The organism is Noviherbaspirillum sp. Root189, assembly GCF_001428545.1.
Taxonomy (GTDB): Bacteria; Pseudomonadota; Gammaproteobacteria; order Burkholderiales; family Burkholderiaceae_D; genus Noviherbaspirillum.
In genome coordinates this window covers 15,176-27,594 of sequence record NZ_LMHZ01000041.1, presented here as the reverse complement: position 1 = coordinate 27,594, position 12,419 = coordinate 15,176, and the positions used below count along the sequence as shown (strand labels likewise).

Sequence of the window (12,419 nt, the reverse complement as noted above, 5' to 3'; positions counted from 1 at the left end):
AGGAGAGATTGTCTGGGCTGGTGTGCACAAGGCATGGGGCAACCTGGCCATTGCCGCGATGCCAGTAGCACAAGGGGCAATGGCGCCAGAGCAGGACACTGCGGGAGAAATCAGTGCGTTCACCGATGCACAGCCGCTGCGCTTCCAGGGCCAGTACCACGACAGCGAAACCGGTTTGCATTACAACCGCTTTCGGTACTACGATCCGGATAGCGGACGCTTCGTCAGCCAGGATCCGATTGGACTGCAGGGTGGATACAACCTCTACCAATATGCAGCCAATCCAACGATATGGGTTGACCCACTTGGTTTACAAGCAGGGTGTCGATGCAGTGCTCAAGATTTACCGGCCTTTAAAGGAAAGTCTAGAACTCAGATAGAAAAAACAATGGCCAATGAATCTGGCTGGACTTTGTATAAAAAGACTGAAACTTCGACAGACTATCGACATTCCGATGGATCTTCTGTACGTATAGACGCTTATGGAAATATTAGAAATTCAGCCTTTGCGACCGGCAACAACGCCCATGTTCATAAACAGTCTGGACCACTTAGCAGTGATACGAAATTCGATGATTCTGGGAATATATCGAGTGATCCGGATAAGACCCATATCGGGATTCGCAATCCAGCTGATTTGCCAGTAATTCGAGGTAGACCGCATGGATTGGGCGGCAAACTCTAAGTAAAACGTATAGGAGAAAATTATGGGCACAGAATATCGAATTATAGTTCCAGCAAGCGGCCACGAAGTACTTGATGGTCGGGCAATAAGAAATCTGAAATCGTTTTGGAAGTATGATGATTTATATGGCAATTACTACCTCGGCAAGATAGAAGGTTCTGACTGGCCTGAACTATTCATATGGTTTAAGGACCACTCAATTGGGGTTACCGTAAATGGTGGCGACGGGCCAGGATGGACGGAGTTCCGAGATTTCGTAAAGGCGATAAAAGTTCAATTGGGTGATCTGCAAATCGTCAGTTGGGATTCAGGAGAAGATTTAAGTAATGAGTTTCTTAATAATTGAATCAACAATGAATCTGTGGGTGCAGTACAAGAGGATGAGACATCGTGTCGCTCACTATGCCACACGTTGGGATTGTCGCTAAAAAGTGGTTACGGACCTGCAATTCATTATGCAAACCATGTTTATGGCGACAAACGAGGTCAACTATAGGAATAAATAATGAGCATCGCCTCCGAGGAATTATTTCTCTGCCCTTGCTGTGACTCCCGAACGTTAGGCGAACTGGGTAATTACGAGATATGCGATGTTTGTGGCTGGGAGGATGATCCTGTCCAATCTGCAGATTCAGACTATGCTGGTGGCGCAAATCGGGAAAGCCTCAATTTCGCAAGGAAAAGATGGAAAGACAAGAATAAGTAAATGCAGCAAAGGTCTATGACTGCTCCATCACCAACCAGAGTAATTCGATGTTTAAAAAACAAAGCAAGATGGCTCTACTAGAATTTTTAAAAACGATTTACGTCGGCGATCGAGGATGCAAAAGCTTGATAATCGATACGTGGAATCGCGAAGTAAAGATTCAGTTGACTTGTATTTCCAGGGTGCGATCAAAGGCATGGGACTACTATGATGCCGAAGACCTGCCCAACGGATTTATTGTTTTTGAAGACGTGAACAGCATAGTCATTAATCCTCCAGGCGCAATGCCGAACGACACAATCAATGATATTCGTACAGAAGCAATTCCAGATAGACCAGGCAAGTACTTAGTGATTGTAAATGTCGATTCAATCAACGAGTACGGGATACGTACCGAAGTCGATATTCAAATCAGTGCTGGGTCAATGGCATTAGAAGCTTACGGCGCTGCCGCCAAAAGAATCACTCAATGAACAGGAATTACTCGCCTCCTACATTTCAAATGATCATGTCAAGCAAATTCGAGAACTCCAAAGCTTGATGCAAATTGACTCGTTACCGATTGACGGTGTATGAAGACAAGCGCTATGCATATGACACGCATGGCAACCTGGTCGACAAGACAGGGGGCTGGCATACGTAGGTGCAGGAGAACACATACCTACTCTTCAAGCCAATGGAAATTACGCGAGAACATTTAAAGTTAGCCACCTGATTGGTATAGATAGAAGTACCGGCATGCAAACATCAATCATGACCGTTATAACTCGTGCCAATGGTGATCTCGTTACAGCATTCCCAGGCATTCCATAGGAAGTAATATGTCTCTAGACTTTGCAAGTCTCTCTGAAGCCGGGACGCCCGCGCATACCGTTAGCATTTCGGTTGACGTTCATCATGAATTAATTTGCGCTGCAAAGGATCTTAGATTGATTCTCTTACTGCGCATTGAGGACTACTACCAAGACGCAGAATACGAGGCCACTGATCTACCATATCTAGCAAAACAGATTATGGTAATGCGTGAAAATATTCAGTCGAGTGCAGTGCTTTCGTTTCTTGAGCAATTTAATTCGCTTATGAATATAGCGTTGTTACAGCATGCAAAAATTCACGTTTTGGCTGACTAAACTTTAATATCTTGAGGATACTGAAAGAATAACTGCAGAGAAATTGCAACCAATGTCAGCCTCTCCGATGGTAAAGACAAATATTTACCATGACTAATCTACGATCCTTGCGAAGAGTACGAATAAACCCGAAAATTTTTAATTAATGCTGAAATAGAAAGCGAATGAGATCACTTCCATGCTCAATAGCGAAACATATGTCTGCCCGATTTGTGGATATGACAAATTGGACGAACCGGCATATGACTCGTATGGGTGTGCCAGCTACAATATCTGCCCGTGCTGTGGCACAGAGTTAGGTTACGACGACGCCAAGACGCTTCATGACACAATACGAAATGTTTGGATTAATAAAGGAATGCCCTGGTGGAGTCATAACGTCGCACCGCCCGAAGACTGGTCCCCAATTGAACAATTGCGCAAAGCGAACCTCTTAAAATAGAACGGAAAATCAATTACGTCGGTGTGCCATAGTCCAAACCATACTTGATGGCTGGGCGGTGCATTAGTTGCTCCACGTTGCTGGTCGATTGCATCAGGTGCGGTCAAATGGAGAAGTGATGACGGGCATTGAACGTCATACAGCGCATCAGGAAATCAAATCGAGGCAGATGTAAGAACCTCTGCCATATCTATACCGATGATTGCGACACGCCAGCGAGCTGACAAGCAGAAGGCGAAATCGTCGGCCTCACTACGCCAACTCCGAAATCAACGCCACAATTTCCTCACCATACGTCTCCAGCTTCTTCTCCCCCACCCCCGACACATTGCGCAAATCATTCAACGAAGTCGGCTTGATCTTCGCAATCTCGCGCATCGTCGCGTCGTGGAAAATCACATACGCCGGCACGTTGTGCTTGCGCGCCGTCTCAACACGCCACCAGCGCAGCTTGTCGAAAATCGCCTGTTCGACGCCGGACAAATCTGTCTCGACATACCCTTTCGACTTTGTGGCTTCGCGTCGTTTTTTCGCGGGTTTCTGGTATTGACGTAGCTGCACCTTGCGCTCGCCGCGCAACACAGGGCGTGCTTCATTGGTCAATTTGAGTGAACCATACGCATCGTGATCGACTTCCACCAGTCCCAGCGCGATAGCCTGACGCAAGATTGCGCGCCATTCCGCTTCGGTGGTTTCGCTGCCGACACCGAACGTCGACAGCTTGTCGTGCCGCCACTGCTTGACCTTTTCCGAACTGACGCCGCGCAGCACGTCGATCACATGCCCTGCACCAAAGCGCTGATCAACACGGTAAATCGATGAAAGCAGCTTTTGCATTGGCACCGAACCGTCAAACGAAACCGGCGGGTTGAGGCAGATATCGCAATTGCCGCACGGTCCTGAGGGCTGGCCGAAGTAATCGAGCAGGCGTACGCGACGGCAGTTAAGTGTTTCGCACAGTCCGAGCATCGCATCGAGCTTGGCGCTCTGGATGCGCTTGAACGTGTCGTCGGCTTCGGATTCATCGATCATGCGGCGCTGCTGCACTACGTCTTGCAAGCCGTAGGCCATCCATGCGTCGGCCGGTGCACCGTCACGTCCCCCGCGGCCGGTTTCCTGGTAATACCCTTCTATGCTTTTCGGCAGGTCAAGATGGGCAACGAAGCGCACGTCGGGTTTGTCGATGCCCATGCCGAAAGCGATGGTGGCAACCATGATAATGCCGTCTTCGCGCAGGAAACGCGCCTGGTTAGCGGTGCGCGCCGACATGTCCATGCCGGCGTGATAAGGCAATGCGTTGATGCCTTGCGACTGCAGAAACTCGGCGGTCTCTTCAACCTTCTTGCGCGACAGGCAATACACGACGCCAGCTTCGCCAGCATGCTCATCGTTGATGAAGTCCAGCACCTGCTTGCGCGCATTGGTTTTTTCGACAATCTGGTAGCGGATGTTCGGGCGGTCGAACGATGAGACGAATTGCATCGCGTCGTCGAGTTGCAGGCGATGCGCAATCTCGGCGCGCGTCTGCGGATCGGCGGTCGCGGTCAGCGCGATGCGCGGCACATCGGGAAAACGCTCATGCAATACCGACAAGCGTATGTATTCCGGCCGAAAATCATGCCCCCATTGCGAGACGCAATGGGCTTCGTCGATGGCAAACAAGGCAATCTTCGAAGCCTCCAGTAACTCCATGCAGCGCGGGGTCATCAACCGCTCGGGAGCAACGTAGATGAGGTCGAGTTCGCCGTTGCGAACGCGGCGCTCGGTGCGCATTGCCTCTTCGAAACTCTGTGTGGAATTCAGGAAGGCTGCCCTGACGCCGACTTCGGCGAGCGCATCGACCTGATCCTGCATCAACGCAATTAACGGAGAAACAACCACGCCGACACCATCGCGCAGCAAGGCAGGAATCTGGTAGCACAGGGATTTGCCGCCGCCGGTCGGCATCAGCACAAGTGCATCGCCGCCACGGGCGACGTGGTTGACGATATCGGCCTGCTGGCCGCGAAACGAGGGATAACCAAATATTGTCTGCAGAATATGCAGCGCGGGATCGTGACTAGGTTGTTCAGGCATCCCGCTATTTTAATTTAGAACGCACCGCATCCCTATCGATGCGATGCGTTTTCCGGCGTGATTTCTTTGACTATCCGTCGAATCAATCAGCCCAGACCACCCAGCCGCCATAGGCTGATGCAATCACGACAAAACCGAACACGATACGGTACCACGCAAACACGGTGAAATCATGCGAGCTGATGTAGCGCAGCAGCCAGCGCACACACAGGAAGGCGGACACGAAGGCCGACGCTGCACCAATACCGAACCAGGGAAGATCCGCGGCCGACAGCAGAGCGCGTTCCTTGTACACCGAATAAATCGTCGCGGCGAACAATGTCGGAATGGCCAGAAAAAACGAAAATTCCGTTGCGGCCTTGCGCGACAGGCCAAACATCATGCCACCGATGATGGTCGCGCCCGAGCGGCTGGTGCCGGGGATCAGTGCAAATGCCTGGGCAAGACCGACCTTCAGGGCATCCATTGCGGTCATGTCGTCGACGCTGTCGACACGAGCAGAGATCGGCATGCGGCGATTGCGGCGCTCAACCCAGAGAATGATCAGGCCGCCGATGATAAAGGCCAGCGCCACGGGAACCGGGGCAAACAACACGGTCTTGATGCTCTTGTTGAAGAGGAAACCGAGCACGGCGGCCGGGATGAAAGCGATGATCAGATTGATCACCAGCCGTTGCGCGCTGCGATCGGAGCCGAGCCCCGTCACCACTTTGGCAATGCGGAGTCGGTATTCCCAACACACTGCCAGCATGGCGCCTGCCTGAATGGCGATTTCAAAAACCTTTACCTTGTCCCCGGTAAAGTTGAGAAGACTGCCGGCCAGGATAAGGTGTCCGGTGGAAGAGATCGGCAAGAATTCGGTGAATCCTTCGACAATCCCCATGATGAGCGCTTTGAGTGCTAGCGTAAGGTCCATTGTGTGTGGTGAAGTTCAGATCAATAAAAAACCCGCGGGGGGTGCCTCGCGGGTCGGCAATACAACGGTCAGGGTTACTAGCTTGCCTTAAATCATGCTGACAAAACTTGCCTTGGCTCAAGCCGTCACAGTCCTGCTCGCTATTATTTCACGGGCTCAAAGGTTACCACGACGGAATTTTGGCCTGTGGTGATTCTTGATGGATTAAAACTCACGCCTGCATAGCGCAACTCTTCAGGCCGGAATGTATAGAGAGCCAAGTTCTGCAGCATTTGCTCAGCAACAAAACCGCCGATGCGTGTTATCTCGTTTGCATACAACGGGTCCAGGCCGTTGACAGTGAGGCTTTCCACACGTGGTTCGGCCAGGATCAGGGCATTCTGCGCCATGTCGACCTGCGGTTGGCCTGATACCGCGAAATTCCCGGTCCAGGACTGCTTCAGGAAGGGTGGGGAGATCGAAATATCCATGCTCGTCAGAAGGCGGTTACCTTCCGGCTGCAAGGAAACGCGTGGATTGGTAACACGGATGTCCAGCAGTTGCAAATAGCGATTATTAAACGGGAAGCGTTTGGAAATCGATTCCTGCAGTTGTGCCAGCGATATCTCCCGGGTCTGCGGGCCGATGATCGTCGCACACGACACTAGCAGGCACAGGATGAATAGTTGAGACAACCGGCACAGCGTGATCAGCCGGACTTTCATTGTTTCTCCTTCGGGCCAATATGAACTGGTGAACTGGTCAACTCGTCAATGCATCCAGTCGAGCCAGATACTGCATTGCGTACTCGCGTGACTCGCCGCACATCTCGGTCGACGGCTGTAGACTTTCGCACACCGCCGGACGTTCGGGTTTGCCGAAGATCATGCATTGGTTTCTGGCGTCAAGTTGCACGCAACGCACGCCGGCCGGCTTACCCTCCGGCATGCCGGGTATTGCCGATGAAATCGATGGTGCCGTGCAGCAAGCGCCACACCCCGAACGGCACGACAGCTTGTCATCCTTGCCCTTGGTCAAGGTCGCGTTCGTGTCCATATCAAGCATATTCCGTCTTCCATCACTGAATTACCAAATTCATATCTGTGCCGCCCTGCACCGCCATTCTGAATAGACCGCAATTCTATCGACTATCCGAAATGAAGTTGCAGTGTTTTCAGTGATTTAGCGTCATCAGGCCGGCAGTTCTTGACGCTATAGGCAAGGAAGATTACATTACTGACTCATTAGTAAGTTATTTGGAAAACGCTCATTCCCACTATGAATTGCCCGTTTAAGAAGCCGCGCTGGGCACGGCGTAAGGAGGCTCGCCCGCAAGAGTTGCTTGCGGCGGCGCTGGACCTGTTTGTTGAACGCGGCTATGCGGCGACGCGACTGGACGATGTCGCGGCGCAGGCCGGTGTTTCCAAAGGCACACTGTATCTGTATTTCACGAACAAGGAAGAATTGTTCAAGGCCGTCGTTCGCGAAAACGTCGTGCCCATCCTGGGTGAAGCGGAAAGCATTGTCGATAACTTCCAGGGCCCGACCAGCGAATTGTTTCGCGAGATCGCCTTTGGCTGGTGGGAAAGGATAGGCGGCACCAAGCTATCAGGCATTACCAAGCTGATGATCGCAGAGTCCAGCAACTTTCCTGAGGTGGCAAAGTTTTATCACGATGAGGTGATCTCGCGCGGCAACGCGATGATCGGGCGCATGCTCGAACGTGGTGTCGCAAGCGGGGAATTTCGTGATATCGACATCAAGCAGAGCTTGAATGTCGTGTGTGCCCCGATGATCATGCTGATGCTCTGGAAACATTCTTTTGGCGCGCTCGATGCGGAAGCGATTTCTCCGGAAACCTACCTGAAGAATTTTATCGACCTTTTCCTGCACGGCGTGCTGCAACCTTCCGCCCCACCGGTATCCTGATACCTTGCGCGAATGACCTCTTGATCTCCTGATCTTCGGACTCTCCATGCTGAAAAGACGCTCTTTCTGGATCATCCTTATCCTGTGCCTGCTGGCAGCAGGAGTTGCCGGAGCTATGCTGAGAAAGCCGGCGCAGGACAAAGTACCCGCAACGACGAACGCTGCACAGACACCAGGCGCGATGGAATTTTTGCCAAGCGATGTGATGCAGGTCGGCGGCGGCGAGCTGCGCCAGCTGATGCCCTTGTCGGGATCGTTGCGCGCCTTCAACCAGGTCAGTGTCAAGGCGCGCGTCGGCGGCGATATTCTTGAAGTACTGGTACGCGAAGGCGAAGCGGTGAAATCCGGCCAGGTCCTGGTGCGTATGGATACCCGCGATTACCTGGCCCGCCTTGACCAGGCCAGGGGCGCGTTGCAAGCCGCACGCGGCCAGCTCGATATTGCCACCAAGTCACGCGACAACAACAAGGCGCTGCTGGACAAGGGTTTCATTTCAAAGAATGCCTTCGATAACGCGGCAAGCCAGTACGACATCGCACGTGCCAACGTTGAATCCGCCCGTGGCGCACTCGACCTTGCTGAAAAGGCACTTGGCGACACAGTGATCCGTGCACCTATTGCCGGCCTGGTGTCGAGCCGCACGATCCAGCCGGGCGAAAAAGTGTCGCCGGACAATCGCCTGCTCGATGTCGTGGACCTTGCGCAAATGGAAATGGAAGCTGCCGTGCCCGCATCGGACATCAGCAATGTCGCGCTGGGGCAGGAAGTACAGGTCAGGGTCGAAGGCTTGCCCAAACCCTTTATCGGCAAGGTGGCTCGCATCAATCCGGCGACCCAGTCCGGTTCGCGCTCCATCCTGGTCTATGTGGTGATCGACAATCCGCAAGCCGCGCTGCGCGTCGGTATGTTTGGCGAAGCCCAACTCACCCTGGCCAGCAAAGCGAACGTGTTGACAGTCCCCGCGTCGGCCGTGCAAAAAGACGGCGGGCAAACCTTTGTCTACACCATCGAAGACGGCAAGCTGGCGCGCAGGCCCGTCACGCTCGGCATGAGCGGTAACAATGGCAGCGGCGATGCGGTGGAAATTACCGCCGGCCTTGACAAGGGCACGCAAATTATCAGGACCAACCTCGGCATGTTACGTCCAGGTACGCCGGTCAAGATCGTTGGAAACGGCCCGGCGTCACAGGCGGCGAGCGCACCAGCCGCCCCGCCGGTAGCCAACGCATCGCCTGCGCGCAACGGCACCGCAGAATAATGCGTTACCGCTTCCTACAATAGCGCTGAAGGAAAACACACGCCATGTGGTTCACCCGCATCAGTATCGGCAATCCCGTCCTCGCCACCATGATGATGATGGTGCTGGTCGTGCTCGGGCTGTTTTCTTATCAGCGCCTGCGCGTCGACCAGTTCCCCGACATTACCTTTCCGGTGGTCGTGGTGCAGACCGATTATCCGGGCGCATCTCCCGAGACCGTTGAATCCGACATTACGCGCAAGGTCGAGGAAAGCGTCAATACCATCAATGGTATTAAAAACCTGTTTTCGCGTTCATATGAAGGCAGTTCGGTTGTCATTATTGAATTCGACCTGACCATTGACCCGGCCCAGGCGGCACAGGACGTACGTGAAAAAGTGGCGCTGGTCAAAACCCTGTTCCGTCGCGAGGTAAAGGAACCGCGCGTGATGCGCTTCGATCCGGCTGACCAGCCCATCATGTCGGTGGCCGTGACCAGCGATCCAGCCGTCCAGAAGCGCGACATGCGCGAACTGACCACGATTGCCGATCAGGTGGTGAAGAAGCGCCTGGAGTACGTGCGTGGCGTTGGTTCGGTCACGCTGGTCGGTGGCGTCAAGCGTGAAATCCAGATCTATGTAAAGCCTTCCGAAATGGAAGCGCTCGGCATCGGCATCGACCAGGTTATCAATGCCCTGCGCAATGAAAACCAGGAACTGCCGACCGGCGCAATCCGTTCGACCGATGATGAAAAGGTCGTCCAGATCCAGGGCCGCGTCAAGAATCCGCAAGACTTCAACCGCATCATCGTCGCGCGCCGCGGCGGTCAACCGGTCACACTGTCCCAAGTCGCCACGGTAGTCGACGGACAAGAAGAACAGGAAAGCCTTGCGCTGTATAACGGCAAGCGCACGCTCGCATTGCAGATCCTGAAGGCACAGGGTCAGAACACCATTGACGTCGCCGACGGCATGACCGAAGCAATGAAGGAACTGGAGCCGCGTCTCGCTGCGCTCTATCCAGGTATCAGGATCGAAGTCATCAAGGACAGTTCTCGCCAGATCCGCACCGGTGTCGACAACGTGCGGCGCACGATGCTCGAAGGCGCGGCGCTGACCATTCTGATCGTGTTCCTGTTCCTCAACTCGTGGCGCTCGACCGTGATCACCGGATTGACCTTGCCGGTCGCCATCATCGGCACCTTCCTGTTCATGTACATCTTCGGCTTCACCATCAACATGATTACGCTGATGGCGCTGTCGTTATGCGTGGGCTTGCTGATTGACGACGCCATTGTGGTCCGCGAAAACATCGTCCGCCACGCCGGCATGAAGGTCAATGGACGTTTCAAGGACCACCGCACCGCGTCGCTCGAAGGCACTGCGGAAATCGGCCTGGCAGTGCTGGCCACTACTTTCTCCATCGTCGCTGTGTTCCTGCCGGTGGGCTTCATGGGCGGCATCATTGGTCGCTTCTTCCATCAGTTTGGCATCACGGTTGTGGCGGCGGTGATGATCTCGATGTTTGTCTCGTTCACACTTGACCCGATGCTGTCTTCCATCTGGAAGGATCCGGCGGTGCATGGCGAACACGGCAAGCACCGCAACCTGTACGACCGCACCATCGGGCGTGTGCTCGGGCAGTTCGATCGACTCGTGCAGTGGATGTCGCGCACTTACCAGAACTTGCTCGCCTGGTCGCTCAAGCGCCGCGTGCTGACGCTGGTGATTGCGGTTGCGACCTTTTTCGCCGGCCTGGCGATTCCTGCTACCGGTCTGATCGGTAGCGAATTCGTGCCGCAGGGCGACTATTCCGAAATCGGCGTCACCTATTACACGCCAGTCGGTTCGTCACTGGAATTCACTGAAACCAAAAGCCAGCAGGTAGAAGGCATGCTGCGGGAATTTCCCGAAGTGCGCGACCTGTACACCACCATCAATACCGGCTCCGCACAGGGCAAGAATTACGTCACGACCTTCATGCGCCTGGTACCGCGCAACGAACGCCAGCGCAGCACCGGTCAGCTCAGCAACCCGATCCGGCAGCGCCTGTTGCAGGTCGCCGGTATCACGGTAACCCACGTCGGTTCGCTGGATGGCGTCGGCGGCGACAACAAGCAGTTGCGACTGAGCCTGCAAGGCACTGACCTGAAACAGCTGGCGCGCCTGACCGACGAAGCCATGACAAAAATCCGCGCAATTCCCGGCGTGGTCGACCTCGACTCGAGCCTGAAAGCGGAAAAGCCGACCATTGCCATCGAACCGCGCCGCGAGATCGGTGCCGACCTCGGCGTCGGCGTGGCCCAGATCGGCAATGCGCTGCGTCCGCTGCTGGCAGGCGACGAAACCACGACATGGCGTGCGCCCGATGACGAGAATTACAACGTCAAGGTGCGCCTGGCCCCGTCGGATCGCAACAATGCCGAGGACTTGTCGCGCCTGATGCTGGCCAGCTCGCAAACCAATGCCGACGGCACCCCGCGTATGGTGGCGCTGCGCCAGGTGGCGACCATTACGCCTTCCACCGGCGCCAACCAGATCAACCGGCGCGACCTGAACCGCGAGGTCGAACTGTCGGCCAACGTGGTTGGCCGCTCCGCCGGCGAAGTCAGCGCCGAGGTACGCCGCGTGCTCGACAGCATGAACTGGCAGCCCGGCTACCGCTACCAGATGGGCGGCGCGACCAAGAACATGCAGGAATCCTTCGGCTATGCACTGTCGGCGCTGGCGCTGGCGATCATCTTCATCTACATGATCCTGGCGTCGCAGTTTGCCAGCTTCCTGCAGCCGATCGCGATCATGTCGGCACTGCCGATGACGCTGATCGGGGTCTTCCTCGCGCTGATGTTCTTCCGTTCGACGCTGAACATGTTTTCCATTATCGGTTTCATCATGCTGATGGGCCTGGTGACCAAGAATGCGATCCTGCTGGTCGACTTTGCCAACCAGGCGCGCAAGGCCGGCGCCGGGCGTACCGAAGCCCTGCTGGAAGCGGCCCATGTGCGCCTTCGTCCGATCCTGATGACGACACTGGCCATGGTGTTCGGCATGGTGCCGCTCGCCTTCGGCCTCGGCGAGGGCTCGGAACAGCGTGCGCCGATGGGTCAGGCGGTGATCGGCGGAATCATCACCTCCTCGCTGCTGACCCTGGTCGTGGTGCCGGTGATTTATACCTATCTTGACGATTTTGCATCATGGGCACGGCGCAAATGGCATGGTGCCGAGGGTGACACGCATCATGGTGTCCCTGCAACACCGGTGCTGCAGAGCAAAAATAACGATGCCGTTTGATAAAATAGCGAGTTCGTCTCCAACCCACT

12 protein-coding genes are annotated in these 12,419 nt (G+C 54.6%); 8 read left to right on the top strand and 4 right to left on the bottom strand.

What is annotated here, in order from left to right; genetic code table 11:
* From ASE07_RS28335 to ASE07_RS20730, 5 genes are all read left to right on the top strand, one after another.
* The coding region (locus tag ASE07_RS28335; RefSeq protein ID WP_162256922.1) for an RHS repeat-associated core domain-containing protein at window positions 1-685 on the top strand (685 nt) is incomplete at its 5' end.
* Window positions 686-707: 22 nt separating this feature from the next.
* A complete protein-coding gene (locus ASE07_RS20740) occupies window positions 708-1,031 on the top strand; it encodes a hypothetical protein (RefSeq protein WP_057292730.1) in 324 nt (107 codons plus the stop codon).
* Window positions 1,032-1,190: 159 nt separating this feature from the next.
* On the top strand, window positions 1,191-1,391 hold the full coding sequence (locus ASE07_RS28330) for a CPCC family cysteine-rich protein (protein WP_082584346.1): 201 nt from the start codon (window positions 1,191-1,193) through the stop codon (window positions 1,389-1,391).
* 47 nt (window positions 1,392-1,438) lie between these two features.
* On the top strand, window positions 1,439-1,864 hold the full coding sequence (locus ASE07_RS20735) for a DUF6258 family protein (RefSeq protein ID WP_156396850.1): 426 nt from the start codon (window positions 1,439-1,441) through the stop codon (window positions 1,862-1,864).
* Window positions 1,865-2,212: 348 nt separating this feature from the next.
* Window positions 2,213-2,521 (top strand): hypothetical protein, encoded by a 309-nt coding sequence (locus ASE07_RS20730; protein WP_057292728.1) that lies wholly within the window; start codon window positions 2,213-2,215, stop codon window positions 2,519-2,521.
* A 694-nt stretch (window positions 2,522-3,215) separates the two neighbouring features.
* Here the strand turns inward: ASE07_RS20730 and recQ are convergent.
* The 4 genes from recQ to ASE07_RS20710 form a co-directional block, all read right to left on the bottom strand.
* A complete protein-coding gene (gene recQ, locus ASE07_RS20725) occupies window positions 3,216-5,039 on the bottom strand; it encodes a DNA helicase RecQ (RefSeq protein ID WP_057292727.1) in 1,824 nt (607 codons plus the stop codon).
* Window positions 5,040-5,121: 82 nt separating this feature from the next.
* Entirely contained in the window at window positions 5,122-5,955 is an 834-nt protein-coding gene (locus tag ASE07_RS20720; RefSeq protein WP_057292726.1) for an undecaprenyl-diphosphate phosphatase, read from the bottom strand.
* A 143-nt stretch (window positions 5,956-6,098) separates the two neighbouring features.
* Window positions 6,099-6,659 (bottom strand): DUF1439 domain-containing protein, encoded by a 561-nt coding sequence (locus ASE07_RS20715; RefSeq protein WP_235548552.1) that lies wholly within the window; start codon window positions 6,657-6,659, stop codon window positions 6,099-6,101.
* Between the two features lie 37 nt (window positions 6,660-6,696).
* On the bottom strand, window positions 6,697-6,999 hold the full coding sequence (locus ASE07_RS20710) for a YkgJ family cysteine cluster protein (RefSeq protein ID WP_235548551.1): 303 nt from the start codon (window positions 6,997-6,999) through the stop codon (window positions 6,697-6,699).
* 213 nt (window positions 7,000-7,212) lie between these two features.
* On the opposite strand from ASE07_RS20710, the gene ASE07_RS20705 reads away from it, so the two are divergent.
* The 3 genes from ASE07_RS20705 to ASE07_RS20695 are packed head-to-tail and all read left to right on the top strand — an operon-like array spanning window position 7,213 to window position 12,390.
* Window positions 7,213-7,863 carry a TetR/AcrR family transcriptional regulator gene (locus tag ASE07_RS20705; protein ID WP_057292725.1) on the top strand — a complete coding sequence of 217 codons (651 nt, stop codon included), beginning with the start codon at window positions 7,213-7,215 and terminating at the stop codon, window positions 7,861-7,863.
* 46 nt (window positions 7,864-7,909) lie between these two features.
* Complete coding sequence (locus ASE07_RS20700; RefSeq protein ID WP_057292724.1) at window positions 7,910-9,121, top strand: efflux RND transporter periplasmic adaptor subunit; 1,212 nt, start codon at window positions 7,910-7,912, stop codon at window positions 9,119-9,121.
* Window positions 9,122-9,165: 44 nt separating this feature from the next.
* Window positions 9,166-12,390 carry an efflux RND transporter permease subunit gene (locus tag ASE07_RS20695; protein WP_057292723.1) on the top strand — a complete coding sequence of 1,075 codons (3,225 nt, stop codon included), beginning with the start codon at window positions 9,166-9,168 and terminating at the stop codon, window positions 12,388-12,390.
* Window positions 12,391-12,419: the final 29 nt, after the last annotated feature.

Bases quoted from the DNA above. Each gene is read 5' to 3' on its own strand.
- ASE07_RS20740 (WP_057292730.1), top strand. From the start codon at position 708: ATGGGCACAGAATATCGAATTATAGTTCCAGCAAGCGGCCACGAAGTA.
- ASE07_RS28330 (WP_082584346.1), top strand. From the start codon at position 1,191: ATGAGCATCGCCTCCGAGGAATTATTTCTCTGCCCTTGCTGTGACTCC.
- ASE07_RS20710 (WP_235548551.1), bottom strand. From the start codon at position 6,999: ATGCTTGATATGGACACGAACGCGACCTTGACCAAGGGCAAGGATGAC.
- ASE07_RS20715 (WP_235548552.1), bottom strand. From the start codon at position 6,659: ATGAAAGTCCGGCTGATCACGCTGTGCCGGTTGTCTCAACTATTCATC.
- ASE07_RS20695 (WP_057292723.1), top strand. From the start codon at position 9,166: ATGTGGTTCACCCGCATCAGTATCGGCAATCCCGTCCTCGCCACCATG.
- ASE07_RS20730 (WP_057292728.1), top strand. From the start codon at position 2,213: ATGTCTCTAGACTTTGCAAGTCTCTCTGAAGCCGGGACGCCCGCGCAT.
- ASE07_RS20700 (WP_057292724.1), top strand. From the start codon at position 7,910: ATGCTGAAAAGACGCTCTTTCTGGATCATCCTTATCCTGTGCCTGCTG.
- ASE07_RS20735 (WP_156396850.1), top strand. From the start codon at position 1,439: ATGTTTAAAAAACAAAGCAAGATGGCTCTACTAGAATTTTTAAAAACG.
- ASE07_RS20705 (WP_057292725.1), top strand. From the start codon at position 7,213: ATGAATTGCCCGTTTAAGAAGCCGCGCTGGGCACGGCGTAAGGAGGCT.
- ASE07_RS20720 (WP_057292726.1), bottom strand. From the start codon at position 5,955: ATGGACCTTACGCTAGCACTCAAAGCGCTCATCATGGGGATTGTCGAA.
- recQ (WP_057292727.1), bottom strand. From the start codon at position 5,039: ATGCCTGAACAACCTAGTCACGATCCCGCGCTGCATATTCTGCAGACA.